Genomic DNA, 25,343 nt, shown 5'->3' with positions numbered 1-25,343 from the left:
GTCTGTCATTGCGATAAAAAACCGCGCCGGCGGCGATGACCAAGCGCCCCGAACGGCAATTTACCGCGCCGCACGCGCTGAACCACCGCGATGCCAACGGCGACAGACGTCACCAGCACCAGGGAAAACCTTTTTATAACAATACATTGCCGAATTTTATGCCGCACCACGCCGGCCGCCGGAAATACGGCCGCAACAATTTAATTAATGAACATTAAAAAAATGCTTGCAAAGTGACCTGGGTCACACTAACATTAAATTATCGATCGTTAATTAATTTAACGCTCAGCGAAACAACAACCATATTCAACTTATGATAGGAAAGAAGATTATGAAAAGCCTGAAAATGACCATCGCCGCCGTTGCCCTTGCCACCGTATCATTCGGCAGCTTTGCCGCAGAACTGGTAGACAGCCAGCCGGCAGACATGCAGAAAGTCGGCGTAGTTAACGCCGGTGGCGCAACCAACCTGACCAGCCTGGAAAACAAACTGGCGGCAGAAGCCGATAAAGCCGGGGCTAAATCCTTCCAGATCACCTCGACGACCGGTAACAACAAAATGCACGGCACCGCGATTATCTATAACTAATCGTCAGAGTCTGAGATGCAAAGAGGCGGCGTAAGCCGCCTTTTGCGTTGCTGCGGGAGGGAACGGCCTTACAGCGGCTTCAGCATATAGATGGGACAGCCGTGGTGGCCGGTGTCGCCGCGCCGCTCGCTGAGCAGCGTAAAGCCCAGCGACTGATACAGCCCGAGCGCTTCTTTCAGCTGTTCGGTGGTTTCCAGATAGCAGTAGCGGTATCCTGCCGCCCGCGCCGTGCGCATCGCCTGCACCACCAAATAGCGCGCCATCCCCAGCCCGCGGATTTCCGGTTTGAAGAACAGTTTCTGCAGCTCGCAGTAATCCGCCTCTTCGCCGGCCAGCGGCGCAATGCCTGCGCCACCCACCACTTCCCCCTGCAGCTCCACCACCCAGTAATGGCCGCCGCTGCGGCGGTAAACCTCCGTCAGCCGATCCAGATCCGGATCGTGCAGGCTGACGCCCTCTATGGTGTCCATGCCGTATTCACGAAAACAGTCGCGGATCACCTGCGCCATCGCCGCATCGTCCGCGGCGCAGATTGGCCGCACCCGCAGCTGCGCCTGACGCTGCTTGCGCGCGCCGGCCAGCGCGCCGCTGAACTTGCGCATCATCGCCACCGTCGCCGCCCGCTCATCATCATCCAGCTGCGCCAACGCCTCCTGCATAAAGTTATCGGCGTCGCTGTCGATCAGCGCCAGGGTGCGTTTCCCCTGTTTGGTCAGGCGATGCAGGCTGTGGCGTTTATCATGCGGGTGCTCCACCGTCTCAATCATCTCCGCGCTGACCAGCGAACGCAGCGCCCGGCTGGCGCTAGCCTTATCGATACACAGTTTGGCAGCCAGCTCCATCACCCCCAGCGGCTGCGCCTTGATTTCAATCATCAGGTGAATCTGCAGCGGCGAAAAGCGCGAACCGTTGCTCTGCTTGTTCAACATCCCCAGTTCACGCACCAGACGGCGCGACAGCGCCCTGAATTCCCGGATCTCCATGCTTGATTCCTTTGTTATTATCGTCAATTTAGTTGATAGTGTTACCTATTTATTTGTAACCAGAGGCGGGAGAAAAATCAAGCGGAGAAAACGGGGAAAAAACGATACGCCGCAAACGCCGGCGGCTGACGGTTAAAAGTGCAAAGACGGGAGAAGCTGCGGCGCGCTGAACGCCGCAGAATATCGATCAGGCCGGCATCAGGCCGATAAAGGTGGTTTTCTTGCGTGGGCCGGTCATCAGCGTCTCGAGCCGTTCCACGCACTGCAGATAGTGTGGGGTTTGCTTGTGCGCATCCACCGCCTGCTGGTCGCGGTAGGCCTCGTAAATATAGAAACGCGTCGGGATGGTTTCATCCTGCAACACGTCAAACCGCAGATTGCCCGGCTCGGCGATCGCCCCCAGATGGTTGGCGCGAAACACCTCGATAAACTCCTCCACCTTATCCGGCTTTACATTGATTTCCACCAGCGTGACGTGCATAACGGCTCCTTAAAGTGCGCGGGGTGATTCCCCAATCCTAGGCGTCCGCGCCGCAATTGCCGCCCCACCGCGCCGATTTTGCAGCGCACCTCACAGTTCTGTCAGCGCGCCCCCGCCTGCGCCCCCGCGCCGGCCGCCAACGCCATCTATAGTTAAGATCTGGCGGGCGGAGAGTGTGAATTATGCGCAACTTGTTGATGGCATTAGACGCAGGGACCGGCAGCATCCGGGCGGTGATTTTCGATCTGGCGGGCCAACAAATCGCTTACGGACAGGCGGAGTGGCGTCATCTGGCGCTGCCGGACGTGCCCGGCTCCATGGAGTTCGATCTGGCCGATAACTGGCAGCTCACCTGCCGCTGTATTCAGCAGGCGCTTGAACGCGCCGACGCCGGGCCGGGCGATATCCGCGCCGTCGCCTGCTGCTCAATGCGCGAGGGCATCGTCTTGTACGACCGCAACGGCGACGCCATCTGGGCCTGCGCCAACGTCGACGCCCGCGCCAGCCGTGAGGTGAGCGAGCTGAAAGAGCTGCATAACCATCAGTTTGAGCAGGAAGTCTACAGCTACTCCGGCCAGACGCTGGCGCTGAGCGCCATGCCGCGCCTGCTGTGGCTGGCGCACCATCGCCCGGATATCTACCGCCGGGCGGCGACGATGACCATGATCAGCGACTGGCTGGCCAACCGGCTCAGCGGCGAACTGGCGGTGGATCCCTCCAACGCCGGCACCACCGGCATGCTGGATCTGACCCGCCGCGACTGGCGGCCGGCGCTGTTGGATATGGCCGGCCTGCGCGCCGACCTGCTGTCGCCGGTCAAAGAGACCGGCAGCCTGCTGGGGCGGGTCACCGACGCGGCCGCGCGGCAATGCGGCCTGGCGGCCGGCACGCCGGTGGTGATGGGCGGCGGCGACGTGCAGCTCGGCTGTCTGGGGCTGGGCGTGGTGCAGGCCGGACAGACCGCGGTGCTGGGCGGCACCTTCTGGCAGCAGATCGTCAATCTGCCGCAGCCGCAGACCGATCCGGCGATGAATATCCGCATTAACCCGCACGTGATCCCCGGTATGGCGCAGGCCGAAGCGATCAGCTTCTTCACCGGCCTGACCATGCGCTGGTTCCGCGACGCCTTCTGCGCCGAGGAAAAGCTGCTGGCCGAGCGGCTGGGGGTCGACGCCTATACGCTGCTGGAAGAGATGGCGGCGCGGGTGCCGCCCGGCGCCTACGGCGTGATGCCGATCTTTTCCGACGCCATGCATTTTAAAAGCTGGTATCACGCGGCGCCCTCCTTTATCAATATGTCGCTGGATCCGCAGCGCTGTAACAAGCAGACGCTGTTCCGCGCGCTGGAGGAGAACGCGGCGATCGTCGCCGCCTGCAATCTGGCGCAGATCGCACAGTTTTCCGGCGTTCAGCCGCCGGCGCTGGTGTTTGCCGGCGGCGGCGCGAAAGGCAAGCTATGGAGCCAGATCCTCAGCGACGTCACCGGGCTGCCGGTGCGGGTGCCGGTGGTGAAAGAGGCCACCGCGCTGGGCTGCGCCATCGCCGCCGGCGTCGGCGCCGGACTGTTTGACGACCTGGCGGCCACCGGCGAACGTCTGGTGCGCTGGGAGTGCCAGTATCAGCCCAACGAGGCGCATCATGCGCTCTATCAGCAGCAAACGGAGAACTGGCGGGAAGTATATGCCGACCAGCTGACACTGGTGGACCACGGGCTGACCACCTCGCTGTGGAAAGCGCCGGGGCTGTAGCGCCCGGCGCTGCCGCCCGCTATTCGCGCGGCGCGGCCGCCAGGCGCAGATCGCTGCGCCGGCAGCACAGCGGATACAGCAGCCCGGTCACCACCAGGCTGATCACCCAGGAGATATCCGCGCCGGGCACCAGCTGCGAGTATGGCCCGCTGAAAAAGGCGTTTTCCATAAAGGGCAGCTGCACCACGATGCCGGCGAAGTACACCGCCAGCACCCGCCCGTTCAGCAGGCCGTAACGGCCGCCGTCGGCGCGGAAAATCGCCTCGATATCGTAGCGCTGCCGGCTGATCAGATAAAAATCGATCAGGTTAATCATGCACCACGGGATCAGCACCGCGATCAGCGCCAGGATCAGATTGATAAAGAAGCTGACGAAATTGGCCGACGCCGCCAGCGCCACCAGCACCGACCCCGCCAGCACCAGCGTGGAAAACAGCACCCGCACCCGGGCGTCGGGCTGCCAGCGCGGCATAAAGGTCTGCACCGCGGTGATCAGCGACAGCACCGCGCCGTAGAGATTCATGCCGTTATGGCAGATGATATTGACCAGGAACAGCACCATCAGCACCGGTCCCAGCCAGCCGGTAGCCTGGCGCACCGCCGCCATCGCCTCGACGTTGCCGCCCACCAGATTGACCGCCAGCATGCCGAACAAAAACGCCAGAATGGTGCCGCTGCAGGCCCCCAGCCAGGTATAGAGGAACGGCCGCCGGATCCCCACCTCGGCGGGCAGGTAGCGGGAATAGTCTGAGGTATACGGCGAGAAACTGATCTGCCAGACCGCGCCGATGCAAAACGTCGCAAACCAGCCGCTGAACGAAAAGCGTCCGCGCAGCCAGAAATCGCCGGGCAGCGGCTGCGTCAGCATCACCACCATGCCAATCAGCAGCGCCGCGCCCATAATCCAGGCGCCCAGCTTGTTGATTTTATGGATAAAGCGGTAGCCCACCACGCCGATGGCGGTCGCCAGCAGCGCTCCCAGCACCGTGGCGTACGGGATCGGCAGCGCCGGCAGCACATTGTTGATCACCTTGCCGGACAGGGTAATGTTCGAAATAAAGAAGCCGAGATAAATCACCGTGGTAAAGGCGATCACCAGCAGCGAGCCATAGCGGCCGAACTGGGCGCGGCTCTGCACCATCTGCGGGATGCCCACCTGCGGCCCCTGCGCCGAGGTCAGCGCCAGAAAGACGCCGCCGAACAGATGCCCGGCGATAATCGCCGTCATCGCCGACAGAATATTCAGCCCGAACGTATGGGTGGCGATGGCGCCGGTCACCACCGCCAGCGGCGCGATATTGGTGCAGAACCACAGGGTGAACAGGCTTTTTACCTCGCCGTGACGCTCCGAGGCCGGCACGTAATCGATGGATTTATCCTCGATCAGGCTGTTTGGTTGTGTTTGAGAACGCATGACATCCTCCGGTTTACACCGTTATCGTTTTTATGGAGGGTAAGGCAGCCCCTCCCGGGAGTCGGGAGGGGAAGCGGGCGGCTAGCGCATCACGAAGGGGTCGTCGATGGGCGCATCGCTGGTGCGTAACCAGACGGTTTTGCTGGTGGTGTACTCCAGCGCCGCCTCCATGCCGCCTTCGCGACCGAAGCCGGACTGGCCGTAACCGCCGAACGGCGCCAGCGGCGAGACCGCGCGGTAGGTATTGAGCCACACCACGCCGGCGCGCAGCTGGCGGGTCACCCGGTGGGCGCGGGTCAGGTTTTGCGTAAACACGCCGGCCGCCAGCCCGTACTCCGTGGCGTTGGCCAGAGCGATCGCCTCGGCTTCATCGCGGAAGCTCAGCACCGACAGCACCGGGCCGAACAGCTCCCGCGTCACGCTCTCCGCCTGCGGGCAGCCGCTGCAGTCCAGGATGGTCGGCGGGTAGTAAAAGCCGGGGCCGTCGATGGGCGCCGACGCGGTCAGCCGCCGGGCGCCCTGCGCCAGCGAGCGTTCGACCACCTGTTCAATCAGCGCCTTCTGCCGCGCGGTGCACAGCGGGCCGAACTGGGTTTCCGGCTGCTGCGGACAGCCGATGACGATATCGCGCACCTTCGCCACCAGCCGCTCCAGCAGCGCCTCCTTGACGCTCTCCGCCACCAGCAGGCGCGAGCCGGCGACACAGCTCTGGCCGGAGGCCGAGAAAATCGCCGCCACCTGCGCGTTGGCGGCGCTGTCGAGGTCGGCGTCGTCAAAGACGATAAACGGCGATTTGCCGCCCAGCTCCAGCGAGGTGCTGGCCAGATTTTCGGCGCTGTTGCGCACGATATGGCGCGCGGTTTCCGCGCCGCCGGTAAAGGCGATGCGGTCCACCTTCGGGTGGCGCGTCAGCGGCGCCGCGCAGCGCTCGGCAAAGCCGGTGATCACATTGCACACCCCGGGCGGGAATCCGGCCTGATCGATCAGGCGGGCAAAGGCCAGCAGCGGCGCCGGCGCGGCCTCGGAGGCCTTCACCACCAGCGTGCAGCCTGCGGCGATCGCCGGGCCAATCTTCACCGCCGACAGAAACAGCTGGCTGTTCCACGGGATCACCGCGGCAACCACCCCGACCGGCTCGCGGCGCACCCAGGTTTCCATATCCGGCTTGTCGATCGCCAGCACGTGCCCTTCCATTTTGTCGGCCAGCCCGGCGTAATAGCGGTAATACTCCGCCACATAGGCGATCTGCGCGCGGGTTTCGCGGATGATTTTCCCGCTGTCCAGCGTCTCCAGCCGCGCCAGCTCCGGCGCGTTGGCCTCCACCAGATCCGCCAGCTTCAGCAGCAGCTTGCCACGCGCACCGGCGGTCATCGCACGCCATTCGGGGCGGTGAAACGCCTGCCAGGCGGCCTCCACCGCGCGATCCACCTCCGCCTCATGCGCTTGCGCCACGCTGGCCCAGGGGGCGTTGGTGGCCGGGTTCAGCGAGTCAAAGCGCGCCGCGCCCGGCTCGAACCGCCCGTTAATATAGAGATCAAACGACTCCATCACTTCCTCCCGCCTCAGTGAAACTCAGGCATAACGTGGCGGATAAAGCGCTCCAGCGAGGCTTTTTTCCGCGCGAAGGACATTCCGCTGTCGATCCACAGGGCAAATTCCGCGTAGCCCATCTGCTCATAGTTTTTCAGCCGCGCCACCACCTCATCGGCGGTGCCGATCGCCAGGTTGTTACGCATCATTTCCGCGTTGTAATAACTGTTGGCCGCCATCTCCTCGTCGCTCAGCGGCTTGATCAACCCCTGGCTGACCGGGCGCTCATTCTTGAACCAGGCGCCGAAATAGTGGTAGAAGCGGTTAAGCTCCTGCGCCGCCTGCTGGGCGTCCGCCTCGTCCTCCGCCACATAGCCGTGCTGCAGCAGCATGATTTTCAGCGGCTGCTGCGGTGCATGTTCGCGACAGGCGTCTTTAAAGCAGGTCACCAGCCGGACGATCTCCTCCTCACCCTGATGCAGCGGCGTCACCTGCACGTTGCAGCCGTTCTTCACCGCGAATTCGTGGCTGTTCGGGTCGCGCGCCGCCACCCAGATCGGCGGATGCGGCTGCTGCTTCGGCTGCGGCGCCGAGGTGGTTGCCGGGAAAGACCAGTACTCGCCCTGATGGGCGTAATCCCCCTGCCACAGTTTCTTCACCGCCGGGATCAGCTCGCGCATCCGCTGGCCGGCGTCCCAGGCGGTCAGCCCCGGCATCAGGCGCTCGTATTCATAGCTGTAGGCGCCGCGGGCAATCCCCAGCTCCAGCCGCCCGTTGGTGATCAGATCGGTCATCGCCGCTTCGCCGGCCAGCCGCACCGGGTGGTGGAACGGTGCGATCACCGTGCCGGTGCCCAGACGCGCGTGCTGAGTGCGGTGGGCAATATCCACCAGGTTGATAAACGGATTGGGGGCAATGGTAAAATTCATGCCGTGGTGCTCCCCGGTCCAGATGGTGTGTACGCCGCCGCGGTCGGCGATTTCGCACAGATCCATCATCTGTTCATAGAGCTGCTCCTGCGGCTCGTCGGGGGTAGTACGTTCCATATGGATAAATAATGACAGTTTCATCGCTCGCTCCCGCCCAGCCTTAGCTGGCAAATCGTTTGATGGCGCCGCTGTGTTCATCGCCGTAGTAAATGCTGTAGTTGCCCACCGAGTTTTCACGCTCGAAGCGGTTAAGCAGCGACTTCAGCGCCGGATCATCCACCGGCTGCGCCGCCGCCTGAGCAAGCGGCAGCCAACGGGCCGCCTCGCCCGGCAGCACGCCGTTGCCGGCATCACTGGGCAGCGCGCACAGGAAGACGATGTGCTGGCGGTTCGACTGACGGTCGTCATAGATGGAGTAGACAAAGCCCGGGCTGGCCGGCAGCGCCAGCTCCTGCAGCAGCGCCGTCAGACTGTCGCCGACGCTGCGCCCGGCCACCGGCCGCGACGGCAGACGGAATCGCCCGTCCTGTCGTTTGACCATCACCACGCTGCCGTCAAACTCAATCAGCGCGCTGACCACCACTTCCGGCCCGCTGACCAGCGCCTCGGCGTTCTGCGCCGGCGTGAAGTAGGCGCCGCGGTAGTAGCCCAGACCGGCGGTGCCGCTGGAGTCAAAGGCGCTGATTTTGCCGATCAGAATCACATGATCGCCGGCGTCCACCACCTGAAAGCGTTCGCATTCGAACCAGGCGGAGCTGCCGTCCAGCAGCGGCATCCCGGCGTCGCTGCGCCGCCACGCCACCTGCGCGAAGCGGTCGTCCACCTTTTGGGCGAAGATATTCGACGTCTCTTTCTGCTGCTCGGCCAGAATATTGACGGCAAAGTGCGCGCCGTTGGTAAAGTGCGCCAGATTGGCCGAGCGCTTGTCGATATTGACCAGCAGCAGCGCCGGTTCCAGCGATACCGAGGTAAAGGAGTTGGCGGTAAAGCCGATCGGCTGTCCGTCGGCATCCAGCGCGGTGACCACCGTCACCCCGGTCATAAAGGCGCCGAAGGCGTCACGTAATTGTCTGCGTTGTTCAATGTCCATCGTTCGCTCCTGCCGTATCGTGCCGATGCGCCGGGGTTAAAAAGGCCAGCATCTCCTGATTGACCCGCGCCGCATCCGTCAGATTCACCATATGTTTCGCGTTATTAACGATTACCGCCTGCCCCTGCGGGGCCGCGTGCGCCATCTGGCGCGCCATCGCCGGGCTGGAGTTGGCGTCCAGTTCGCCGGTCAGCACCAGCACCGGGCAGCGCATCTCTCCCCAGCGGCCGGCGTAGACCGCATCGCCGGCGGCAAACGCCTGATACGCCTTGGCGTAGCCGTCGCGGCTGACCTGATTCAGCCAGCCGCTGACCCGCCGCCGCAGCGCCGCCTCCTCCTGCGTATCGCTGAACCAGCGCGCCAGCGGCGAATCCAGCTGCGCATCGCCGCGCGCCAGTTCACCGGCGCGCTGCAGCACCGCGGCGCGCGCCTGTTCGCTGCGCCGGTAAACGCCGCTCATCACCATCGCGCGGCTGACCAGCTGCGGATGATCGATCGCCAGCCCGGCAGCGATCAGCGCTCCCATCGAGTGGCCCGCCACCGCAAAGCGCGGCTGCGGCAGAGTGCGCAGAAACGCCGCCGTCCACGCCACGTAATCCTGCAGCGTCGGCGTATGCGCAAAGCCGTCGCTGCCGCCGTGCCCCGGCATATCCACCGCGATAACGTGAAAATGCGCCTGCAGGGCGTCAAGCTGCGGCTGCCAGGCGTCGGCGTTCATGCCCACGCCGTGGATCAGCAGCAGCGGCTCGCCCTCGCCCGCCTCCAGGTAGCTCGCCTGCAGGTTGAATTCAGACAGCCGCTGGGTTTTGCGCATCATGACCAAGCTCTTTCAGATCCAGATAACGGTTACCGATGCGGTGATGCGGTCTCCCCCCCAGCGCCGCCCCCAGCGCCACGACGATTTCATCGCCGGCCGGCGCATCGGCGATGGCGAACTGATAGGTCAGGTAGTGTTCACGGCTGCCTTCGTCGTTCTTCTGCATCATCGGGATCAGGATCGGCGCGTTGGCCGGCCCGCGGGTGTTGTTGAACGCCAGGTAACTTTTGGCCTGCACCGCCTGGCGATAGTGGTTGCCGAAATGCAGCGTATGGATCAGCGCCGATGCGTGCTCCAGCTCGCCGTCGATACCGACTACCGCGCATTTACCGAACGCCTCCACCCGCTCGCCGCCGCCGGCCTCTTTGACAATCATCCCGGTCAGCAGCTCGCCGAGCACCGGCGCCAGTTCACGAATTTTCGGGCCGAGGTCTTCCACATAGCCCTGACCGGCCCAGGGGTTTTTGATCACCGCCGCCGCGGCGATCATCACCAGGGGTTTGCCCGCCGCTTTAGCGCCGTCGGTATACAGCGTTTCGGTGGACAGCAACGTTTTACGAATCATCGGATGCATAGGGTTCCTCAAAAAGTAAATCAAATGTTAATCAGTGGGCGATTTGCGGTATAGCATCGGGAAATACGCCATGTCAAAGCTTGGTATACCATAATATCAACCGACAAAAATGAACGAAAATTGGTATGAAAACGCTGGCGATTCAACGGCATAAATCAGAGAGGGAACGGCGACGCGACCGCCCGGTTTTATCGCCCGCATGCCGCAGAATGCGGGCGACATGGCGGTCAAAAACCGCGCTGCGCCGCCTTTTTTGCCGGATAGGCTATAGTGGTGAGGACATTTTTTTATCGATGTGATGAATTTGTGATCTACGCCTGATTTCCTTTTTCGCCGATGCGGCGTTTGGTATACCATCAGAACAACATTGCATTGTTCAGGGAAAAGGTGCTAAGAGTAATAGCCAAGGAAGTGATACCGATGAGAGAGACCGACAGGATGACGCACACCCCACTGAAGATCGAAAACGCGCCGCTGACGCTGCGTGAACTGGCCCTTAACAACGTCCGCCGCGCGATTATCTCCGGCTACTTTGCCGCCGGCGACCGGCTGGTGGAACGCACGCTCAGCGAGGAACTGGGCGTCAGCCGCAGCGTGGTGCGCGAGGTGATCCGTTATCTGGAAGCGGAAGGACTGATTGAGATCCTGCCCAAGAAGGGGCCGATTGTGGCGATCCTCACCTGGGACATCGCCGAACAGATTTACAATATCCGCCTGCTGCTGGAGCAGGAAGCCGCGCACGACTGCGCGCTGCACGCCAAAAGCAAGGATAAGAAGCTGCTGCACGAAAAGCTGCTGCAGATCGACCGCGCCTCCCGCGAGCAGGACGATATCAAGCGCGTCGACGCCTCGCAGGAGTTTTATAAAACCATCTTCGACGTCGCCGGGCACGCCATCGCCTGGGAGATTGTGCAGCGTCTCAATAGCCGCATCAGCCGGCTGCGGGCGCTGACGCTGAAAACCCGTGAGCGGCAGGTGGCGGGCTACGAGCGCATGACGCGCATCTTCAACGCGATTGAGAAAAACGACCCGGCGCAGGCGAAGCAGGAGGTGTTTGAGCACCTGACCGAAGCCTCCGCGCTGGCCAGGCTGATACTGCAACCACAGGAGTAACCGATGCCCGCTTACTGGATTGCCCACGTCACGGTGACGGATCCGCAACGCTATCAGGCGTATATGGCCGCCGCCCCCGAGGCGTTCCGTCAGTACAATGCGCGCTTTCTGGCGCGCGGCGAACAGGCTGAATCGCTGGAGGGCGCGCCCTTCACCAAGCACGTGCTGATAGAGTTTGACGACTACCAGAGCGCGCTGGCTTGTTACCGTTCCGAAGCCTACCAGCGGGCGAAGCAGGCGCGCGCGGGCTGCGCCGAGGTGATGATTACCATTGTGGATGGGCTGAACGTCGTGCCCGCGGCCTAGCTGCCGGCTCGGTCACTGTCGCAGGCGTTATCCATAACGTGAATATCAATAGCCAAAAATCAGAAAACAGGAAATAAGCATAGGAATTTCATCAGGTTCTATTATCCACCATGGTAAACAGTGTAACCACGGCGAAGATATTTATCTGCCGCGGCGCACTGCGTAAATTGCGATCTTGATCACTTAAAGATGCCGCCCCCCGCTGGCATTCACCCGCTGAGATGAACGCTACTATGCTGAATAATAAAGATAAGCCTGCAAATTCGCCCTGGGCCGCCGTGTTCTCCCTGACGGTGGCCTGTTTTGTGATGGTCACCACCGAGTTTTTACCCATTGGCCTGCTGACCAATATCGCCCCGTCGCTGCACGTCAGCACCGGCAACGCCGGGCTGATGGTCACCATGCCCGGCATCGTGGCCGCCGTCGCCGCGCCGCTGCTGAGCCTGGCCTCAGGACGCCTTGACCGTCGCCTGCTGATGCTCGGGCTGTCATTGTTGCTGATAGTGTCCAATCTGGTTTCCGCGCTGGCGGTCAACTTCCCGATGATGCTGCTCGGTCGGGTGCTGCTCGGCATCTGCGTCGGCGGCTTCTGGTCGTTCGCCGCCAACTACGGCCGCCATCTGGTGCCGGAGAGCAGCCAGGGGCGCGCCACCGCGCTGATCCTCAGCGGCATTTCGGTCGGCGCGGTGTGCGGCGTCCCCGCCGGCGCGCTGATTGGCGACGCCTTCGGCTGGCGCAGCGCCTTCTTCGGCAGCGCAGCGCTGGCGCTGCTGGTGCTGCTGGCGCAGCTGCGTCTGCTGACCTCGGTGCCGCCGTCGCGTGCAGTTACCGTGCGCGATCTGCTGCTGCCGCTGCGCCTGCCGCTGGCGCGTATCGGGCTGCTCGCCATCGTGCTGCTGTTTATCGGCCACTTTGCCGCCTACACCTACCTGCGTCCGCTGCTGCAGCAGGTATTTGTCCTCAGCCCGTCGGCCATCTCCCTGCAGCTGCTGGCCTACGGCGCCATCGGCCTGCTGGGCACCTTCGCCGGCGAGCGGCTGGCAGAGCACAGCCTGCGCGCCACCTGTATTCTGATTGCCGTGATGCTGGCGGGGATTTTGATCGTCTCACCGCTGCTGAGCGGCGTGGCCGGCGCCACGTTGATGGTGCTGATCTGGGGGCTGGCCTTCGGCGCGGTGCCGGTGTGCGCCACCAACTGGATGTTCGCCGCGGTGCCGCAGGCGCCGGAAGCCGGCCAGGCGCTGCTGGTGTGCGTGATTCAGATTGCGCTGGCCTCCGGCGCGCTGCTGGGCGGCGAAGTGGTGGACTGGCAGGGCGTCAGCAGCGCCATGCTGTTCGGCGGCGCGCTGATCCTGTCGGCGGCGCTGGTGTTCGGTTTATCCTTGCGTTCCGAGCCGGTTGACGCTAAACAGTGTTAACCCGCATCACGGGCGCGCCGCGTCGCGCCCCGGCTTAACAGCAGGAGCAGCATGGACCATCACTTACTGGCAATCCGCGTCTTTATCCGCGTGGTGGAAACCGGCGGCTTTACCCGCGCCGCCGATACGCTGCGGATGCCGAAAGCCACCGTCAGCAAGCTGATCCGCAACCTGGAAAATCACCTGCAGACCAAGCTGCTGCAGCGCACCACCCGCAGCGTGGCGGTGACGCCAGAAGGCGAATGCTACTACCGCCGCACGGTAAAATGGCTGGCGGAGCTGGAGCAGATGGAAGGCTGCATGACCGACTCGCAAAGCTCGCCGCAGGGCGTGCTGCGCATCGACGTCGGCGGCGGCACCGCGCGCCAGCTGCTGCTGCCGGCGCTGCCGGACTTCTTTGCCCGCTACCCGCAGATCCAGATCGACCTTGGCGTCAGCGACCGGCAAATCAACCTGATTAACGATAACGCCGACTGCGTGATCCGCAGCGGGACGCTGGCGGACTCCAGCCTGATCGCCCGGCGGCTGTTCAGCCTGAGCTGGGTGACCTGCGCCACGCCGGACTATCTGGCGCGTTACGGCACGCCGCGCCATCCTGCCGAGCTGGAGCAGGGCTTCCCGCTGGCGCACTACCGACACGCGGTGAACGATCGCATCCAGCCGCTGCGCTTTGTCGAGGCCGGCCGGCAGTTTGAGATCCAGCACCGCTACCAAATCAGCGTCAACGAGGGCGGCGCCCTGCTGGCCGCGGCGCTGTCCGGATTAGGCATCGTGCAGACGCTGCGTTTTATGGCGCAGCCGCATCTGGAGCGCGGCGAACTGGTCAGCATTCTCGACGACTGGCAGCCGCCGGCGGAACCCACCTACGTGGTCTATCCCTCCAACCGCCACCTGAGCAGCAAGCTGCGGGTGTTTATCGAATGGGCGGTCGAACGCTTTGCCTGAGCGGCTTCGCCGCCGCTTACCCACCAAGCTGGCAACTAAATAGCTTATTAAGTTAATAATAAAGTAAGCTGCACAGCGACACCCTTCCCCGTATGAACCAGAACTTTCCCAATTGCCCGGCTAATAAGTTAGCAGCAGAATAAGCTCTTAAGTTAAGCGGATAGCGGCTTGGCAACCTGCGTAAGTTAAGGCATATTGGTGGCTATTCGTTCTGACTAACCCGTTAGATTATCAACCTGTCAAGTCACTAACTTAATAAGCTAATGACTTAATAACTTGAGAGATGGCAGCATGATTGTTTTGATTGGTTCGCAAAAAGGCGGCGTAGGGAAATCCACCAAGGCGGTAAACATCGCCGGATATCTGATTATCAAGGAAGGCAAAACGGCGATTATCGTCGACGCCGATGACCAAAAATCGATCATGACCTGGTACAACGATCGCCAGAACGTTGAGGGGCTGCCGCATATCCCGGTGGTCGCCGCCTCCGGTAAAATCAAGGAAACCCTGCTGGAGCTGGATCGCCATTACGACTATGTGATTGTCGATACCGCCGGCCGCGACAGCGCCGAACTGCGCTCCGGCCTGCTGGCCGCCGACCTGTTCCTCTCGCCGCTGCGCCCTTCGCAGATGGACCTCGACACCATCGGCTACCTGTCGGAAATGTTCTCCACTGCGCAGGAGTATAATGAGAAGGTCAAAGGCTATATTGTGCTCAATATGTGTCCGACCAATATCTTTATTAACGAGGCCAACGAGGCGGCGGAAGTGCTGAGCGAATACCCGGAGTTCAAGCTGGTGGGCAACCGCCTGTGTGACCGCAAGATTTATCGCGATGCCTGGGGCGAAGCAAAAACCATTCATGAAGCGAATAATGAAAAAGCGCAACATGAAATCGCCAGCCTGGTCAAAGAGGTGATCCTGTGAAAAAACGTACCCCGAGCCAGCGCATGACGGAAGATGAATTTATCAACAGCGCCACCTCGCATACGCTGCACGTGCCGGCACCGGCCGCCGAGGCCAAGCCGCAGGGGCGTAAGCGCACCTATAAGGCGCTGTCCGTCAGCCTGACCGACAGCCACGTCGAAGCCATTGATGCGATGATCGTACTGGCGGCGCGCAACGGCATCGTGCGCGTCACCCGCTCCGATATCATCAAGCTGGCCATCGACGGCCTGACGGAAAAAAGCGAGAACCACCTGCTGGAACTGCTGAAAAAGAACTGAGCAACGGCCGCCGAATAGCGGCCAGATGACCAGCCCGCTGACATAGCCGGCAAGCAGGCTGTGACATGGCAAACCATCATAAAATTAAACAATTAACCTAACAAGCTAATGACTTAATAAGTTATTAAAACATTATCGTTTATCAATAACCTTGAATTTCAAAGCCATGGCTCCGTAATAACCTCTGCCCCTCCTGGCTACCGATAAATTGCTGCAACGCCAGCGCCGCCGGCTCTTCCGTGAGCAAACAGCAACCGTATCGTGCCCGCACCGTCAGCGAGCCAGGCAACGCTCTGACACACAATTGCGGATAGGTGGCTAATGCAGAGGCGTAGCTGGCGTACCCCAGAAAAATATCTGCCCGGTTTTCCGTCAGTAGAAACTCCGCCGCCATTCTGCCGGCCGGCAACGGTTCGCTGGTTTTTCCGCCAACCAATGCCTGCGCCCGCCGGCTCAGCATTTTCCCTTGCCCCGGCCGCTCACGTTCAATCAGACTGAACAACTCCAGCGCATAATCACCACCAGGATCGTCCCCCGGCGTCGAGGTTGCCAGACGCCAGCGGGCATCGCATAACACCGCCAGCAACGGCGTCTCAGTCAGAGCCGGCATATTGCGCACGGTGACACACAGCCGGTTGCCGGCGAACGGCCGTAACGCCGTGGCGATGCCCAGTTCAACCAGACGCTGCGGATGCGCCATATCGGCCGAGGCGAACAGATGCGGACGTTCACCGCGCTCAATACGCCGCCGCAACACTCCGGCCGGGCCAAATTCACCACTTACCGGCACCCCCGTACGCCGGCTGAATGCCGACAACAGCGCGCTAAAAGCGTATCGCAGGCTGCCTGCGGCATACACGACTAATTTACTCACCGTTCCCTCGGCGGTAGAGCGGCACCAGCGTTTCGCATCGCGCGCCGTTAACCTGAAAGCTCACACGTTCAATCGGCAGTTGGAACAGCGGAGAAAGGTGACGCGCCGTCAACACCTGCTCACACGCGCCGTAACGGTGCCCGCTCTCTCCAGACAACAGCAACGCCTGGTCGGCCGCCACATGAGCATGATTCGGCTGATGAGTGGAAAACATCACCGCCATGGCGCGCTCATCCGCCAACTGGCGCATCAAACGCAGCACCCGATCTTGATGATGCAGATCCAGCGCGGAAGTCGGCTCATCCAAAATCATCGCCGGCGCCGCGCCAGCCAGCGCCCGGGCGATCAGCACCAGCTGCCGCTGGCCGCCGGACAAACGGCTAAATTCACGTTCGGCGTACGGCAACATATCCAGCCGCCGCAACGCATCATCCGCCGCCCTGAAATCGGCAGTGGAAGGAGAACGAAACAGGCCAATATGACGCGCCCGCCCCATCAACACGATATCGCGCACCCGGTAGGCGAACGGCGGCGTAAAACTCTGCGGCACAAAGCTGACTTCACCGTAACGCATCACCCGGCCCTGTTGCGGTGACAACACGCCCAGCAGGAGCTGCATCAGGGTGCTTTTGCCGCCCCCATTCGGGCCAAGCAATGCCAGTACCTCGCCGCGCCGTAGCTGCAGGTTCACCCCTTCGAACAATGGCGGCTGCTGCGGCCAGCCAAACGCCAGCGCCGTCGCCTGCAGTAAACATTCAGCCATGCCACCCCCTCAGCGACATCCGGCGCAGCAACAGGGCAAACAACGGTGCGCCAATCAGCGCAGTGAGAATACCAAGCGGAATTTCACCGCTGCCGAGCGTACGCGCCAGATCGTCAATCAGCACCATATACAGTGCGCCAAGACAAAGGGAGGCCGGCAGCAGACGCCGGTGATCCGGCCCCACCAACAGGCGGGCAAGGTGCGGAATGACCAAGCCGACCCAGCCGATACTGCCGCTGACTGCGACCTGCGCCGCCACCAATGCCGCGCACAACAGCAGTATCAGCCAGCGGGTACGCTCGACATTGACGCCCAGCGTGGCTGCGTCCTCATCCCCCAGTGACAACAGGTTAATCCGCCAGCGCAGCGCCAGCAGCATGCCCCCCGCCGGCAACAGCGTCAGAAACAGCACCATCAACTTTTGCCCATCGGCGGTAGCGAAGCTGCCCAGCAGCCAAAAGACAATGCTCGGCAGTTTCTCTTCAGTATCCGCCAGATATTGCAGCAGACTGACGCAGGCGGAGAAAAAGCCGCTAAGGATCACCCCGGCCAGCACCAGCGACAAAATATTACGCCGCGCCATGGCACTGGTGAGGCCAAAGATCAGCAACAAGGCCGCCATACCGAACGTAAACGCCGACAGCAACAGGCCGACGATCGGCAGGCTGAGCAAAATCGCCAGCGTACCGCCAAATGCCGCGCCGGACGAAACGCCGATAATGTGCGGATCCACCAGCGGATTGCGGAAGACACCCTGCAGCGCGGCGCCGCACAGCGCCAGTGCCGCGCCCGCGCCCATCGCCAGCAGCACCCGCGGCACGCGCACCGTCATAATCACCTGACGTTCTGCCTGACTGATGACGTCGTGCTGACCGGTCAGCGGTTCCAGCAAAATCATCAGCGTATGTCCGACAGGCACCGGGTAGCGGCCGATACCAAGCGAGAGTAATGCACACACCCCCAGCAAAAGCGCCAATCCCGCCAACTTCACGGCGCCACCTGGCAGCAGCTGGCGCGATAATAATGCTGATAGTAGCGATCGACACGCTGCTGTAAATCAACGTCATGAAAGCGCTGCGGGTAGAGCGTTTTCGCCATCCACAGCTCGCCCAGCGCCAGCGCTTCCGGCATCGGATAGCCCCAGGCTTTGGCGTACTCCGGCATCAGGTAGACGCGCTTATGCTTCACCGCATCAATTGCCTGCCACTGCGCATCTTGCAGAATCTGATCCACCACCTGTGGATAACGCTCCTGTACAAATATCACCTGCGGATCCCAGCGCAGCACGTCCTCAATCGACACCTGGCGAAAGCCGGTAATATCTTTGGCCGCCACGTTTAACGCGCCGGCGTGCCGCAGCATCAACCCGGTGTATTTTCCGGCCCCGTAGGTAGTTAAATCCGGATTGGCGATATACACCCTCACCCGCTGCGCCTCCGGCAGGTCACGCAGGCGCTGTGCCGTCAATGCACGCTGGCGCAACACGTCGTTAATCATCGCCTCGGCCTGCGACTGACGCCCCATGACCTCGCCAATCAGCCGGATACCGTCCTGCAGCCCCAGGGTATAGGCGCTATCCTCATCCCGCAGATGCGGATTTATTTTTCCCGCCTGGCTGACGTCCCCGCGTCGCAGGGAGATAGCCACCACCGGGATGCCGGCTCGCTCAATCTGCTTAATCATCGCCGGCGGCGCATAGTTGGCGACAAATACCACCTGCGGATGCAGAGCGAGCAAGCTTTCGATATTCACCGAGGTCAGGTCGCCCGGCATCGGCATAGCGGCCAGCGTAGGCGCCAAACGCAGGTAGTGCGAACCCAGCTGTTTTTTCCAGCTGCTGAGCACACCAACCACCTGCGGCATGGCATCCAACTGTACCAGCAGGTTCAGCGTCTGATGCTGCAACACCACCGCACGGCTGATGCGGTCCGGCAACGTCACCTGGCGATTGAGTTGATCGGTAACCTGACGCGCGGCCAGAGAAACGCAGGAAAAGAACAGCAAAAACAAGGCAATAAGCGGAGTGGGTTTTAACATGGGCGTGTCCGTCAATTATCGTTATATAAAACATAATATAGCGATTGAAGCAACGAAACCATCAACCAGATCAAAACGGTGGAGTATTCAGACAGCAATGCCGGGGAGCATACAGCGCCCCCCGGCGTCGGCGTTTACTTCAGCGTAAAGCTCTGCTGCAGCGTCTGGGCGGAATCCAGACCGACAAACGCGTTGAATTTGCCCGGCTCCGCGCCCCACTTCAGGCTGGCGTTGTAGAACTTCAGATCGTTTTCATCGATCGGCATCTCGACCGTGGTCGCCTGGCCGGCCTTCAGCGTCACTTTGCGGAAGTTGCGCAGCTCTTTCACCGGCCGGCTGACCGACGCGGTTTCATCCTGCAGATACAGCTGCACCACGGTAGCGCCGTCGTAGTCGCCGTTGTTTTTCAGCGTCACGCTGGCGGTGATTTTGCCGTTGCGCGCCATGGTCGGGCTGGACAGCGTGAAGTCCGACAGCGTGAAGCGGCTGTAGCTCAGGCCGTAGCCGAACGGATACAGCGGGCCGTTGGGCGAGTCGAAGTAGCGCGAAGTGTACTTGCCCGGATTCTCCTTGTTAAACGGCCGCCCGGTGTTCAGATGGTTGTAGTACATCGGGATCTGGCCCACGGAGCGCGGGAAGGTCATCGGCAGCTTGCCCGACGGGTTGTAGTCGCCGAACAGCACGTCCGCCACCGCATTGCCGCCTTCGGTGCCGCTGAACCAGGTTTCCAGCATCGCATCCGCCTGTTGGCTTTCCCACTCCAGCGCCAGCGGCCGGCCGTTCATCAGCACCAGCACCAGCGGCTTACCGGTGGCCTTCAGCGCCTTGATCAGGTCGCGCTGGCTCTGCGGAATGGTGATATCGGCGCGGCTCGACGCCTCGTGCGCCATGCCCTGCGATTCGCCGACCACCGCCACCACCACGTCCGCCTGTTTGGCGGCGTTAACCGCTTCGTCAATCATCTGCTGCGGCGGCCGCGGATCAAACACCACCGCCGGCTCGTACAGGTTCAGATAATCAATGATGCTCTTATCCTGCGTGATGTTGGCCCCTTTGGCGTAGATGATTTTCGCCTTGTCGCCCACCGCGTTTCTCATCCCCTGCAGCAGGGTTACCGACTGTTTGCTGACGCCGGCGGCCGACCAACTGCCCATCATATCGCGCTGGCTGTCGGCCATCGGCCCCACCAGCGCAATAGTGCCCTGCTTGCGCAGCGGCAGCGTCTGGTTATCGTTTTTCAGCAGCACCTGGGTGCGGCGCGCCACGTCGCGCGCCTCGGCGCGGTGCAGACGGCTTTCGGCGTTGGTGTCCTGCGGGTCGGAACCCGCCGGGCCAAGGTGTACGTACGGATCCTTGAACAGCCCCATCGCATATTTGGTGTTCAGCACGTCGCGGCAGGCGCGGTCAATATCACTCTCCGGCACCAGCCCCTCTTTCACCAGCCCCGGCAGATATTTGTCGTAATATTCGTCGCTCATGCTCATATCAACGCCGGAGGTGATCGCCAGCCGCACCGCATCGCGCGGATCCTGCGCCACGCCGTGCTTGATCAGCTCCTTAATCGCGCCGTGGTCGCTGATGGTAATGCCGCCGAAGCCCCACTGGTTACGCAGCAGATCCTTCAGCAGCCAGGGATTGGCGGTGGCGGGAATGCCGTTAATCGAATTCAGCGACACCATCACCCCGCCGCTGCCGGCGTCCACCGCCGCCCTGTACGGCGGCAGATAGTCCTGCTGCATGCGCAGCGGGCTCATATCCACGGTGTTGTAGTCGCGTCCGCCTTCGGTCGCGCCGTACAGCGCAAAGTGCTTCACGCTGGCCATCACCGAGCCGGGTTTGGCCGGATCGCCGTTCTGATAAGCGTCCACCATCACTTTGGCAATTTTCGACACCAGCCAGGTGTCCTCGCCGAAGCCTTCCGATACCCGTCCCCAGCGCGGGTCGCGGGTGATATCAACCATCGGCGAGAAGGTCATATTCAGGCCGTCGTCGCTGGCCTCCTGGGCGGAAACCCGGCCGCTGAGCGCGATAGCCTCCAGATCGAAACTGGCGGCCAGTCCCAGGCTGATGGGGAATACCGTGCGCTGGCCATGCACCACGTCATAGGCGAAAAACAGCGGGATCTTCAGGCGGCTGAGCTGCATCGCCTGGTCCTGCATCACGCGGATATCCGGCCGGGTGACGGTGTTGAAGATTGCACCGATCTGCCCCTTGCGGATGCCTTCGCGGATCGCCTCTTTCGGATTATCCGGCCCGACGCTGATTAAGCGCAGCTGGCCGATTTTCTCTTCCAGCGTCATCTGCTTCATCAGCTTGCTGACGAACGCATCGCGCTGCTGAACATTAATTCCTTGCGTTGCGCCGCTTTCCTGCGCAAAAACCGGACTGACCGCCAAACCGGACACCAAACCCACTGCACAAAGCCATTTCATATTGTTATCTCAGGCAGGTTCCCGCCGCGGGATCCGGCGGGAAAGTAAACAGGTATCAGGGAGTGTGCCACACTCTTTTTCCCCGTTGAAACCGTTATGGTTACAAGCTGTTAGCCGTCGCCGCCAGATAGCGCGCCAGCCGGTCGCGGCTGTACGCCGCTTCCTGCGTCAGAAAATCCGTCAGCAGGGCCAGTCCGTCCGGCGGCGGCGTACGTTCAGGATAGACCAAATAATAGCCGGCGCCGCTGGCGACGCTCAGTGCAAACGGCGTCACGATGCGCCGCGCCTGAATATCTTCCTCCAGCAGGCACAGGTCGCCGATCGCAATGCCCAGCCCCTGCAATGCCGCGCTCATCGCCAGATCCAGCGTGTCGAAATGCTGCGACTTGCGCGAGGGCAGCGCCGCGCCGCCGGCCGCCTTCAGCCAGCGCAGCCAGTCGCGCCGGTCGCGCGTCGGGTGCAGCAGGGTTTTCTCCGCCAGTTCCTCCAGCCGCGGCGTTGCGGAGAGATAGCCCGGCGTACAGACCGGCGTCAGCACTTCGTCAAACAGCGGGTGCGCCGTCAGCCGTTTGCCCGGTGGCGCGCCGAAGGTGACCGCTGCGTCAAACTGTTCGCCGGCAAAGTCCAGCCGGTGCGACACCGAGGCGGTCAGTTCGATATGCAGTTCTGGCCGCTCATTCTGCAGACGAATAATTCTGGGCAACAGCCAGCGCATGGCGCAGGTCGGGCATTTGATGCGCAGCGTGCCGGGCTGGGCGCCGACCCGGGCGACGGCCTCGGCCAGCTGTCCCAGCGCCTGGCGTACCGGCCCCAGCAGCTGCGCGCCCTGCGGCGTCAGCGCCAGGCCGCGCGCATGGCGGCTGAACAGCGGGTAGCCAAGCTGCCGCTCCAGACCGAGGATCTGCCGGCTCACCGCCCCCTGCGTCAGGTGCAGCGCCTGCGCGGCATGGGTAAAGTTCAGCCGTTGCGCCACCGCAACAAAGGTTTTCAACACGTCGAGCGAAGGTAACGTCGTGGGCATCCGAGTCTCTCCAGCCATGATCGAAACGCATGGCTAGCATGACAAAGTTTCTCTTGTCGCGCCATAACGGCTGTTGCTTAATCACTCAACCTACTCGCTGCCCCGGAGCCGCCATGCAGAGCGCCTGTTCACCCCGTTCCAAACTGCCGGACGTCGGCACCACCATTTTTACCGTGATCGGCCAGCTGAGCGCCGAACATCAGGCGCTGAATCTGGCGCAGGGCGCCCCCAACTTCGGCTGCGCGCCGCAGCTGATTAACGACGCCGAGCAAGCCATGCGCGCCGGTCATAACCAGTATGCGCCGATGAGCGGCGTGGCCGCCCTGCGCCACGCGCTGGCGGAAAAAATGCAGCGCCTGTACGGCGCACGCTATGACGCCGAGGCGGAGATCACCGTGCTGGCCAGCGCCAGCGAAGGCCTGTACGCCGCCATCAGCGCGCTGGTGCAGCGCGGCGACGAGGTGATCTATTTCGAACCGGCGTTCGACAGCTATGCCCCCATCGTGCGGCTGCAGGGCGCGCGGCCGGTGCCCGTCCGGCTGTCGTTGCAGGATCTGCGCATTGACTGGGATGAGGTGGCCGCCGCCATCAACGGCAACACGCGGATGATCATCATCAACAGCCCGCATAACCCGACCGGCGCGCTGCTCGACGAACAGGACATCGCGCGTCTGAGCGCGCTGACGCGCAATACCGACATCGTGATCCTGTCGGACGAGGTGTATGAGCACGTGGTGTTCGACGGCGCCGCGCATCACAGTATGGCGCGCCATCCGCAGCTGGCGGAGCGCAGCGTGATCGTCTCGTCGTTCGGCAAAACCTATCACGTTACCGGCTGGCGCATCGGCTACTGTCTGGCGCCGGCGGCGCTGACGGCGGAGATCCGCAAGGTGCATCAGTTTCTGGTGTTCTCCGCCGATACGCCGATGCAGTACGCCTTTGCCGCGGCGCTGGCCGATGCGCAGAGCTATCTCGGGCTGGCCGCCTTCTACCAGCAAAAGCGCGATCTGCTGGCCGCGGCGCTGCAGGGGTCACGCTTTGAGCTGCTGCCGAGCGCCGGCAGCTTCTTTATGCTGGCGCGCTTTAGCGCCTTCAGCCAGGAGAGCGACAACGACTTCGCCGTGCGGCTGATCCGCGAGGCGCAGGTCGCCACTATCCCGCTGTCGGCGTTTTACAGCGACGGCAGCGATACCGGCATTATCCGCCTGAGCTTCGCCAAAGATGACCAGACGCTGCGCGAAGGCGCGCGCCGTCTGCAGACCGTATAACCGACCGTACGCCACTGAGGAAACCGCGATGCACACCACACTGAAAACACTGCTGGCCGCCGGTTGTCTGCTCGCCGCCGGCGTCAGCCAGGCCGCCGATCTGCGCTTCGGCGTCGAGGCGCTGTACCCGCCGTTCGAGTCCAAATCCGCCAGCGGCGAGCTGGAGGGGTTTGATATCGATCTCGGCAACGCGGTCTGCGCCGCCGCTAAGCTGCGCTGCAGCTGGGTGGAAACCTCGTTCGACAGCCTGATTCCGGCGCTGCAGGCGCGCAAGTTTGACGCGATTAACTCGGCGATGAACGTCACCGAACAGCGGAAACGGACCATCGCCTTTACCCGGGCGATTTATCAGGTGCCCAACCGGCTGATCGCCAAAGCCGACGGCGGGCTGACGCCCGACGCCAAAGCGCTGGCCGGCAAGCGCGTCGGCGTGCTGCAGGGGTCAATTCAGGAAAACTACGCCAAGGCGCACTGGGCGCCGCAGGGCGTCGAGGTGGTCGCCTATCAGGATCAGAATCAGGTGTACCTCGATCTGAGCGCCGGGCGGCTCGACGCCACGCTGATTATGGCACCCGCCGGCCAGAGCGGTTTTCTCTCCCGGCCGGAGGGCAAGGGCTTCGCCTTCGTCGGCGACACGGTGCAGGATGAGAAGATTTTCGGCTCCGGCATCGCCTTCGGGCTGCGCAAGCAGGACAGCGCGCTGAAACAGCGGCTGGATGCGGCGATCGTACAGGTGCAGCAACAGGGCACGGTCGATAAGCTGGCGCAGAAGTATTTCGGCGACATCGACGTCGCGGTGAAATAACGCCCGCGGGCGCAATCAGCGCCCGCGAAACTCGCGCCGGTAGCGTGACGGCGAGGTGTTGAGATGCTTGACGAAGTGGCGGCGCAGCGAGGTGGTGGAAGGGAAACCCACCGCTTCGGCGATATATTCAATGGAGCGATCGCTTTTTTCCAAAAAGCGCTGGGCGGCGATCAGGCGCTGGTTCAGCAGCCACTGCGCAAAGCTGTTGCCCGTCGTCTGCTGGAAGCGGCGGGTAAAACTGCGGCGGCTCATGCAGGTTTTCTCGGCGACCCGATCCAGTGACAGCGTCTGCTGCAGGTTCGCCGTCACCCACTCCAGCGCCTGCGAAAAATTATCCCCCTGACGCGTGTTCTGTACCGGCAGCGCCACATACTGCGACTGCCCGCCCTGCCGGTGCGGCGGCACCACCAGCTGACGCGCCACGTGCGCCGCGGTATCCGCCCCCCAGATTTTCCTTACCAGATGCAGGCAGCAGTCGATGCTGGCGGCGGTGCCCGCCGAGGTCACCACATCATCCTCGTCGATATACAGCACGTCCTTATCCGTCCTGACGTCGGGATAGCGCTGCTGAAAATCCGCCATCCAGCGCCAGTGCGTCGTCGCCTGACGGCGATGCAGCAGCCCCGCGGCGGCCACCACAAACGCGCCCATACACAGGCCGACGATTTTGGCGCCGGCGGCGTGCGCCGCCCGCAGGGCGTCCAATAAGGTAGGCTCCGGCGGCCGGGCCGGGTCGTCCCAGCTCGGAACGATCACCATATCCATCCGGCTCAGCGCCTCCAGCCCGTGATTCACCACGATGGAGAAGCCGGCATTGGTGGTGAGTTCGCCGGGCGTGGCCGTGCAGAGGATCAGTTCACAGCACGCCGCGCCGTCGGGGGCGCGCACCTTTTCAAACACCGCAAAGGGCACCGAAAGATGGAAAGGAATAATACCGTCAAACGCCACAATGCCGATTTTCATCCACACTCACGCCTCGT

General features: G+C 62.4%; 25 protein-coding genes. 10 read left to right on the top strand and 15 right to left on the bottom strand.

Going from position 1 to position 25,343, the window contains the following annotated elements; all coding sequences use genetic code 11:
* Positions 1 to 331 precede the first annotated feature (331 nt).
* Entirely contained in the window at positions 332 to 589 is a 258-nt protein-coding gene (locus tag D781_RS06260) for a YdgH/BhsA/McbA-like domain containing protein (RefSeq protein ID WP_015671471.1), read from the top strand.
* Between the two features lie 68 nt (positions 590 to 657).
* Here D781_RS06260 and D781_RS06255 read toward each other — a convergent pair whose 3' ends face one another.
* On the bottom strand, positions 658 to 1,572 hold the full coding sequence (locus D781_RS06255; RefSeq protein WP_015671470.1) for a helix-turn-helix domain-containing GNAT family N-acetyltransferase: 915 nt from the start codon (positions 1,570 to 1,572) through the stop codon (positions 658 to 660).
* A 187-nt stretch (positions 1,573 to 1,759) separates the two neighbouring features.
* Positions 1,760 to 2,053, bottom strand: a complete 294-nt coding sequence (gene lsrG, locus D781_RS06250) for a (4S)-4-hydroxy-5-phosphonooxypentane-2,3-dione isomerase (protein ID WP_015671469.1) — start codon at positions 2,051 to 2,053, stop codon at positions 1,760 to 1,762.
* A gap of 182 nt (positions 2,054 to 2,235) precedes the next feature.
* On the opposite strand from lsrG, the gene lsrK reads away from it, so the two are divergent.
* Positions 2,236 to 3,801 carry an autoinducer-2 kinase gene (gene lsrK, locus D781_RS06245; RefSeq protein WP_015671468.1) on the top strand — a complete coding sequence of 522 codons (1,566 nt, stop codon included), beginning with the start codon at positions 2,236 to 2,238 and terminating at the stop codon, positions 3,799 to 3,801.
* Between the two features lie 19 nt (positions 3,802 to 3,820).
* Here lsrK and D781_RS06240 read toward each other — a convergent pair whose 3' ends face one another.
* The 6 genes from D781_RS06240 to D781_RS06215 all read right to left on the bottom strand — a co-directional run bounded on the left by D781_RS06240 (position 3,821) and on the right by D781_RS06215 (position 10,155).
* Positions 3,821 to 5,215, bottom strand: a complete 1,395-nt coding sequence (locus tag D781_RS06240; RefSeq protein ID WP_015671467.1) for a cytosine permease — start codon at positions 5,213 to 5,215, stop codon at positions 3,821 to 3,823.
* Positions 5,216 to 5,296: 81 nt separating this feature from the next.
* Complete coding sequence (locus D781_RS06235) at positions 5,297 to 6,763, bottom strand: aldehyde dehydrogenase (RefSeq protein WP_015671466.1); 1,467 nt, start codon at positions 6,761 to 6,763, stop codon at positions 5,297 to 5,299.
* Positions 6,764 to 6,777: 14 nt separating this feature from the next.
* A complete protein-coding gene (locus tag D781_RS06230) occupies positions 6,778 to 7,815 on the bottom strand; it encodes an LLM class flavin-dependent oxidoreductase (RefSeq protein ID WP_015671465.1) in 1,038 nt (345 codons plus the stop codon).
* Positions 7,816 to 7,834: 19 nt separating this feature from the next.
* The gene (locus D781_RS06225; protein WP_015671464.1) at positions 7,835 to 8,764 is read right to left on the bottom strand and encodes a flavin reductase family protein; all 930 of its coding nucleotides are present in this window, start codon (positions 8,762 to 8,764) and stop codon (positions 7,835 to 7,837) included.
* Positions 8,754 to 9,581, bottom strand: a complete 828-nt coding sequence (locus D781_RS06220) for an alpha/beta hydrolase (protein WP_015671463.1) — start codon at positions 9,579 to 9,581, stop codon at positions 8,754 to 8,756. The genes D781_RS06225 and D781_RS06220 overlap by 11 nt, the downstream gene beginning before the upstream one ends.
* A complete protein-coding gene (locus D781_RS06215) occupies positions 9,553 to 10,155 on the bottom strand; it encodes an amino acid synthesis family protein (protein ID WP_015671462.1) in 603 nt (200 codons plus the stop codon). The genes D781_RS06220 and D781_RS06215 overlap by 29 nt, the downstream gene beginning before the upstream one ends.
* Positions 10,156 to 10,593: 438 nt before the next feature.
* Here D781_RS06215 and D781_RS06210 point away from each other — a divergent pair, with 438 nt between their 5' ends.
* From D781_RS06210 to D781_RS06185, 6 genes are all read left to right on the top strand, one after another.
* Positions 10,594 to 11,268, top strand: a complete 675-nt coding sequence (locus D781_RS06210; protein WP_041411737.1) for a GntR family transcriptional regulator — start codon at positions 10,594 to 10,596, stop codon at positions 11,266 to 11,268.
* Positions 11,269 to 11,271: 3 nt separating this feature from the next.
* Positions 11,272 to 11,574 (top strand): DUF1330 domain-containing protein, encoded by a 303-nt coding sequence (locus D781_RS06205; RefSeq protein WP_015671460.1) that lies wholly within the window; start codon positions 11,272 to 11,274, stop codon positions 11,572 to 11,574.
* Between the two features lie 233 nt (positions 11,575 to 11,807).
* Positions 11,808 to 12,992: an MFS transporter gene (locus tag D781_RS06200; protein WP_015671459.1), complete on the top strand. Its 1,185-nt coding sequence runs from the start codon at positions 11,808 to 11,810 to the stop codon at positions 12,990 to 12,992.
* A gap of 51 nt (positions 12,993 to 13,043) precedes the next feature.
* The gene (locus tag D781_RS06195) at positions 13,044 to 13,937 is read left to right on the top strand and encodes a LysR family transcriptional regulator (RefSeq protein ID WP_015671458.1); all 894 of its coding nucleotides are present in this window, start codon (positions 13,044 to 13,046) and stop codon (positions 13,935 to 13,937) included.
* A gap of 291 nt (positions 13,938 to 14,228) precedes the next feature.
* Positions 14,229 to 14,864 (top strand): AAA family ATPase, encoded by a 636-nt coding sequence (locus D781_RS06190; protein ID WP_015671457.1) that lies wholly within the window; start codon positions 14,229 to 14,231, stop codon positions 14,862 to 14,864.
* Complete coding sequence (locus D781_RS06185; RefSeq protein ID WP_015671456.1) at positions 14,861 to 15,163, top strand: hypothetical protein; 303 nt, start codon at positions 14,861 to 14,863, stop codon at positions 15,161 to 15,163. The genes D781_RS06190 and D781_RS06185 overlap by 4 nt, the downstream gene beginning before the upstream one ends.
* Positions 15,164 to 15,305: 142 nt before the next feature.
* Here the strand turns inward: D781_RS06185 and D781_RS06180 are convergent, their stop codons facing one another.
* From D781_RS06180 to D781_RS06155, 6 genes are all read right to left on the bottom strand, one after another.
* On the bottom strand, positions 15,306 to 16,037 hold the full coding sequence (locus D781_RS06180; protein ID WP_015671455.1) for a substrate-binding domain-containing protein: 732 nt from the start codon (positions 16,035 to 16,037) through the stop codon (positions 15,306 to 15,308).
* Complete coding sequence (locus tag D781_RS06175; protein WP_015671454.1) at positions 16,030 to 16,800, bottom strand: ABC transporter ATP-binding protein; 771 nt, start codon at positions 16,798 to 16,800, stop codon at positions 16,030 to 16,032. The genes D781_RS06180 and D781_RS06175 overlap by 8 nt, the downstream gene beginning before the upstream one ends.
* Entirely contained in the window at positions 16,793 to 17,791 is a 999-nt protein-coding gene (locus tag D781_RS06170; protein WP_015671453.1) for an iron ABC transporter permease, read from the bottom strand. Before D781_RS06170 ends, D781_RS06175 begins: the two co-directional genes overlap by 8 nt.
* The gene (locus tag D781_RS06165) at positions 17,788 to 18,837 is read right to left on the bottom strand and encodes an ABC transporter substrate-binding protein (RefSeq protein WP_015671452.1); all 1,050 of its coding nucleotides are present in this window, start codon (positions 18,835 to 18,837) and stop codon (positions 17,788 to 17,790) included. Before D781_RS06165 ends, D781_RS06170 begins: the two co-directional genes overlap by 4 nt.
* A 134-nt stretch (positions 18,838 to 18,971) precedes the next feature.
* A complete protein-coding gene (gene bglX / locus D781_RS06160) occupies positions 18,972 to 21,269 on the bottom strand; it encodes a beta-glucosidase BglX (protein WP_015671451.1) in 2,298 nt (765 codons plus the stop codon).
* Between the two features lie 100 nt (positions 21,270 to 21,369).
* A complete protein-coding gene (locus tag D781_RS06155) occupies positions 21,370 to 22,290 on the bottom strand; it encodes a LysR substrate-binding domain-containing protein (RefSeq protein WP_015671450.1) in 921 nt (306 codons plus the stop codon).
* Positions 22,291 to 22,403: 113 nt separating this feature from the next.
* On the opposite strand from D781_RS06155, the gene D781_RS06150 reads away from it, so the two are divergent.
* Both D781_RS06150 and D781_RS06145 read left to right on the top strand, forming a co-directional pair.
* Positions 22,404 to 23,558 (top strand): methionine aminotransferase, encoded by a 1,155-nt coding sequence (locus tag D781_RS06150; RefSeq protein WP_015671449.1) that lies wholly within the window; start codon positions 22,404 to 22,406, stop codon positions 23,556 to 23,558.
* A 28-nt stretch (positions 23,559 to 23,586) separates the two neighbouring features.
* Positions 23,587 to 24,363 (top strand): ABC transporter substrate-binding protein, encoded by a 777-nt coding sequence (locus tag D781_RS06145; protein ID WP_015671448.1) that lies wholly within the window; start codon positions 23,587 to 23,589, stop codon positions 24,361 to 24,363.
* A 15-nt stretch (positions 24,364 to 24,378) separates the two neighbouring features.
* Here D781_RS06145 and D781_RS06140 read toward each other — a convergent pair whose 3' ends face one another.
* Complete coding sequence (locus tag D781_RS06140) at positions 24,379 to 25,326, bottom strand: helix-turn-helix domain-containing protein (RefSeq protein WP_015671447.1); 948 nt, start codon at positions 25,324 to 25,326, stop codon at positions 24,379 to 24,381.
* Between the last annotated feature and the right edge of the window lie 17 nt (positions 25,327 to 25,343).

The organism is Serratia sp. FGI94, from assembly GCF_000330865.1.
Taxonomy (GTDB): Bacteria; Pseudomonadota; Gammaproteobacteria; order Enterobacterales; family Enterobacteriaceae; genus Serratia_B; species Serratia_B rubidaea.
The sequence above is the reverse complement of the archived record's forward strand: the minus strand, read 5'-3'. Positions and strand labels throughout refer to the sequence as shown.

What these genes read in the sequence shown, in the direction of transcription:
- D781_RS06215 (WP_015671462.1), bottom strand. Translation starts at nt 10,155, where the DNA reads ATGCATCCGATGATTCGTAAAACGTTGCTGTCCACCGAAACGCTGTAT.
- D781_RS06240 (WP_015671467.1), bottom strand. Translation starts at nt 5,215, where the DNA reads ATGCGTTCTCAAACACAACCAAACAGCCTGATCGAGGATAAATCCATC.
- D781_RS06205 (WP_015671460.1), top strand. Translation starts at nt 11,272, where the DNA reads ATGCCCGCTTACTGGATTGCCCACGTCACGGTGACGGATCCGCAACGC.
- D781_RS06225 (WP_015671464.1), bottom strand. Translation starts at nt 8,764, where the DNA reads ATGGACATTGAACAACGCAGACAATTACGTGACGCCTTCGGCGCCTTT.
- D781_RS06260 (WP_015671471.1), top strand. Translation starts at nt 332, where the DNA reads ATGAAAAGCCTGAAAATGACCATCGCCGCCGTTGCCCTTGCCACCGTA.
- lsrG (WP_015671469.1), bottom strand. Translation starts at nt 2,053, where the DNA reads ATGCACGTCACGCTGGTGGAAATCAATGTAAAGCCGGATAAGGTGGAG.
- D781_RS06165 (WP_015671452.1), bottom strand. Translation starts at nt 18,837, where the DNA reads ATGTTAAAACCCACTCCGCTTATTGCCTTGTTTTTGCTGTTCTTTTCC.
- D781_RS06255 (WP_015671470.1), bottom strand. Translation starts at nt 1,572, where the DNA reads ATGGAGATCCGGGAATTCAGGGCGCTGTCGCGCCGTCTGGTGCGTGAA.
- D781_RS06210 (WP_041411737.1), top strand. Translation starts at nt 10,594, where the DNA reads ATGACGCACACCCCACTGAAGATCGAAAACGCGCCGCTGACGCTGCGT.
- D781_RS06150 (WP_015671449.1), top strand. Translation starts at nt 22,404, where the DNA reads ATGCAGAGCGCCTGTTCACCCCGTTCCAAACTGCCGGACGTCGGCACC.
- D781_RS06220 (WP_015671463.1), bottom strand. Translation starts at nt 9,581, where the DNA reads ATGATGCGCAAAACCCAGCGGCTGTCTGAATTCAACCTGCAGGCGAGC.
- D781_RS06155 (WP_015671450.1), bottom strand. Translation starts at nt 22,290, where the DNA reads ATGCCCACGACGTTACCTTCGCTCGACGTGTTGAAAACCTTTGTTGCG.
- D781_RS06200 (WP_015671459.1), top strand. Translation starts at nt 11,808, where the DNA reads ATGCTGAATAATAAAGATAAGCCTGCAAATTCGCCCTGGGCCGCCGTG.
- D781_RS06140 (WP_015671447.1), bottom strand. Translation starts at nt 25,326, where the DNA reads ATGAAAATCGGCATTGTGGCGTTTGACGGTATTATTCCTTTCCATCTT.
- D781_RS06195 (WP_015671458.1), top strand. Translation starts at nt 13,044, where the DNA reads ATGGACCATCACTTACTGGCAATCCGCGTCTTTATCCGCGTGGTGGAA.
- D781_RS06235 (WP_015671466.1), bottom strand. Translation starts at nt 6,763, where the DNA reads ATGGAGTCGTTTGATCTCTATATTAACGGGCGGTTCGAGCCGGGCGCG.
- D781_RS06175 (WP_015671454.1), bottom strand. Translation starts at nt 16,800, where the DNA reads ATGGCTGAATGTTTACTGCAGGCGACGGCGCTGGCGTTTGGCTGGCCG.
- D781_RS06230 (WP_015671465.1), bottom strand. Translation starts at nt 7,815, where the DNA reads ATGAAACTGTCATTATTTATCCATATGGAACGTACTACCCCCGACGAG.
- D781_RS06190 (WP_015671457.1), top strand. Translation starts at nt 14,229, where the DNA reads ATGATTGTTTTGATTGGTTCGCAAAAAGGCGGCGTAGGGAAATCCACC.
- lsrK (WP_015671468.1), top strand. Translation starts at nt 2,236, where the DNA reads ATGCGCAACTTGTTGATGGCATTAGACGCAGGGACCGGCAGCATCCGG.
- bglX (WP_015671451.1), bottom strand. Translation starts at nt 21,269, where the DNA reads ATGAAATGGCTTTGTGCAGTGGGTTTGGTGTCCGGTTTGGCGGTCAGT.
- D781_RS06145 (WP_015671448.1), top strand. Translation starts at nt 23,587, where the DNA reads ATGCACACCACACTGAAAACACTGCTGGCCGCCGGTTGTCTGCTCGCC.